The following is a 3,883-nucleotide window of genomic DNA, read 5'->3' as shown; positions in this document are numbered from 1 at the left end:
GTCAATTTGCTCTTTCAATTCGATTAATGTACTTACATTCTTACCATCGATTTGAGCAATCGTATCACCTTCTACAATACCAGCTCGAGCCACAGGACCGGTAGGATCCAATTGCACAATAAGAAGGCCTTCTCCTTCATAGCTTACATTATTGCGAGCCGCTGTTTGCCGATCTACAGCCCATACGCCTAAATATGGGCGAATGACCTTACCGTTTTTAATGATAGAATCAATAATAGGTTTTGCAGAATTAATAGGAATGGCAAAGCCCATTCCTTCTACACCCTCTTTAGAAATTTTAGAGCTATTAATGCCAATTAACTCACCATCAGCATTTAGCAATGCACCACCAGAGTTTCCTGGATTAATGGCAGCATCAGTTTGAATCAATGGGAAACGTTGTCCTTGATCATCAATGGTACGAGCTAAAGCACTAATTACACCAGATGTAACAGAACCTTTAAATTCAAGACCTAATGGGTTGCCAATGGCAATTGCTGGTTCACCTACCTGTAAAGAATCGGAGTCACCTATAGCAACAGGTTGAATATTTTTAGGTGGATCTATCTTTACGACAGCTAAATCAGATTGTTCATCAGTGCCCATAACAGTACCTTTGACGGTAGTACCATCAGACAGCGAAACTGTAACCTCACCATTGCTAGCACCGGATACAACGTGGTTATTCGTTACAATATGACCTTCATTATCTATTAAAACACCTGAACCAACGCCTTCACCTGCGTAAATGGTACGATTAAAAATATCCTTTTGGAATACTTGTGTTGTAATACCCACTATGGCGGGGCCCGATTTTTTAGCCGCTTGTACAACATAGGTATTACGAGCTTCAGTCAACGGTTTTGTTTGCTTAGTTTGATTTGTTACAACACTCTGTTGCATACCTGCTGGTGTACCAAAGAAATAATAACCTCCTCCTACACCTACGCATAGTGCAATAGCACATGCTACAATCTGTTTTTTATATTGTTTTATATTCATATACTGTCTCCTATTTTTAATTGCATACAATTAATGCACACTCATTATAGGTCTTATTCCTTAGATTTGCAATACAACAATTTCTACCATTTCTAAATAATATGTAAAAAGACAGGAAAACAAAAGAGGTATTCATTAGCGTTAACTAATGAATACCTCTTTTGCATATAGTTTGAGAGTATAAGGACTGTGAGAGAGAGTTATATATGAAGACGGAAAAGTTGAGAGAGAACTTATTAAGAGAGAGAAGTTAAGTGTATCTTTTCCGTATATCTTCATACTAATCCTTACAGTTATAGTATACACAAAATCTCTAAAAAATAAAGTATAGTATATAAAAAATATATAAAACTTCGATTATTTCTCTATAAGATAAACTCTAAAAACATATATAACATCAACAGCTCACCAATCTATGAGCTAAAAGTGAATTTAGCTATGCTTTTTATACAAACTTGTAACCTACACCCCAAACTGTAATGATATGTTTACTATCAGATGGATTTTCTTCGATTTCTTCACGTAAACGATTAATATGAACAGCTACTGTTGCATAATCACCATACGAATCTAATCCCCATACGCGGGAATATAATTCTTCTTTGGAAAATACGATATCGCGGTTACGCATAAGAAATTCTAATAATTGGAATTCTTTTTTCTTAAGATGAACTTCTTTGTCATTTACCCAAACTTTCATCATCTTAGGATCAAGGCGAATATCACCGGATTGAATAGCATTTGTATCAACAACATCTTTTTCAGTAAGTCGTTTATATTGTGCTAACATAGCCTTAATTTTTGCAATCAATACAGATGGAGAGAATGGTTTTTCGATGTAATCATCAGCACCTACGCCAAGGCCACGAATTTTATCAATATCATCGAGGCGTGCAGTTACCATCACGATTGGTACTCGCACTTTATCACGAATGGCGCGACACACTTCAAAGCCGTCCATTTCTGGCAACATAACGTCCAAAATAATTAAATCTACTGGCGTATTCAAAGCAGCTTCAATACCATCAGTACCATTATTCATAACAGTTACGTCATAACCAGCAACCATCAAATAATCACGCTCAATATTAGCAATATCAATATCGTCTTCAATTATTAGAATATGTTCACTCATGATTTTCTCCTTTTTTCGGGAACTCTAAAATAATTCTAAGTCCATGTGGTCTAATATTTTCTATCACTACACGACCTTCGAAAATTTCCATAATACGTCTAATAATCGAAAGACCAAGTCCACTCCCCTCCTGTGGATTAGTGCGGGACGAATCAACTCGATAAAACGGACGCATAAGTCGGTCAAGTGACTCTGGCGGAACCCCAGGGCCATCATCACTTACCACACAGTACACATGACTTTCATCTTCGGTGACATCAATAACACTATGTCCTATATCTGCCATCTTATATTTTGCACTATTATTTAAAATATTTTGCAAAACCCGCTGTAATAACTGCGGATTCGCCATAATAGTAGCATCCTTAACTGTAACACGTTGGCTCAGTTCAAGACCTCTAGACTTATAATGTTCTATATGATCTTCTACAAAACCTTGTACGTATTTCCCTAATTCTATTTCCTCTGATGGTCTAGATTCCTTTTTATAGTTCAATGTTGTAATAAGGAACAATTCCTCCAACATAGAATCTAGATCATTAGCGCGCTTCAAAATGATTCCCATGTAGCGTTTTTGTTGCTCTTCGGTTGGCGCGATACCATCCCGAACGCCTTCTGCATAGGCCTTAATTGCAGTTAATGGAGTACGGATATCATGAGAGATACCTGCAAGCAATTCTTTTTGTTGCTCCTGCTCCATTTCGATTTGGTAATTAGCAGCTCGTAATGATTCCGTCATATTGCGGACATGAATCATAATGAACTTCGTCACAAATCGGTTGATTGCAAAAAATGTAACTATAAACAAAAGTAATGCAACAATGCTAATGTAGAACGAAACGGTCTCCATCAAGCTATCACTACCATGCACAGCTCGTTTAATAGCTATGTGATATAGATATGCATGACGTCCTTCATTCTTACGCATTTCGTACACAAAGGTATGATTTGACTGATAGACAATCCCTTGTAACTCAGGATTTACATCAATCAAGCCAACGATAGCAGATTCATTATAAATCTGTTGTGTACCGTAAGAATACAGAACCTTTCCCTGATCGAGAATTTCTACATACACCTCATTAGGGTCTAACAAACTATAGCTTGGTTTAACAAGAGAATCCATTAAACCATTGTCTATACCATAAAAGGTAATAGTCTCAGCCACACGGCTAACACTTTTAAACTGTTGTTCTTGCTCGATACGCAAATAGTATCCGGCATTCGCTAAAATGCGTAGTCCTGAAAAATATAACAAAAATAGAATAATTGCAATTAATATAGGAACTACAAATAGAACAACATTGGATATCCAAATTCTAATTTGTAAATTCACAGGATTACCTCAATATCATAATTAGTAGATACTCCTTATAGTGTACGCTATTTTACTCATGATTAGCAAGAGAAAATATAAAATTCGTATAAACATAAAAACAGCCCTACCTAAAAGGTAGAGCTGTTAATATTAAGATTAACGACGGTTAGCTTCGAAGAAGTTAATTGCAACTTCTGGGAACATAGCGTATGTTAATACGTCTTCTTCAGTGATGCCAGTGTAACCTTTGGAGTTCAAATCTTCAGTGTAACCTGCCAATTCAGGTTCGATAAGATCTGCAGGACGGCAAGTGATAGGTTCTTCATCGTCAATGATAGTGTGACGAATTTCGTCAGAAATTTTACCAGGCAATGCACCATATTTACCGCGTACAAGGTCTTTAACTTCGTTAGGAACCATTTTATAAC

3 protein-coding genes and 1 pseudogene are annotated in these 3,883 nt (G+C 36.6%); all 4 read right to left on the bottom strand.

The features are described from left to right. Positions 1-1,002: trypsin-like peptidase domain-containing protein (locus tag RYP29_RS08455; RefSeq protein ID WP_311533094.1), on the bottom strand; the 1,002-nt coding region annotated here is incomplete at its 3' end. Positions 1,003-1,447: 445 nt separating this feature from the next. Beyond that, positions 1,448-2,137 (bottom strand): response regulator transcription factor, encoded by a 690-nt coding sequence (locus tag RYP29_RS08450; RefSeq protein ID WP_005377711.1) that lies wholly within the window; start codon positions 2,135-2,137, stop codon positions 1,448-1,450. Then, positions 2,130-3,473 carry a cell wall metabolism sensor histidine kinase WalK gene (locus RYP29_RS08445; protein ID WP_009661024.1) on the bottom strand — a complete coding sequence of 448 codons (1,344 nt, stop codon included), beginning with the start codon at positions 3,471-3,473 and terminating at the stop codon, positions 2,130-2,132. Before RYP29_RS08445 ends, RYP29_RS08450 begins: the two co-directional genes overlap by 8 nt. 138 nt (positions 3,474-3,611) lie before the next feature. Next, positions 3,612-3,883 (bottom strand): annotated as a pseudogene (locus RYP29_RS08440) (oxaloacetate decarboxylase subunit alpha); the annotation flags it as partial.

Source organism: uncultured Veillonella sp. (assembly GCF_963534045.1).
In the GTDB taxonomy this organism is placed as follows: Bacteria; Bacillota; Negativicutes; order Veillonellales; family Veillonellaceae; genus Veillonella.
This window is presented reverse-complemented; position numbering and strand designations above follow the sequence as displayed.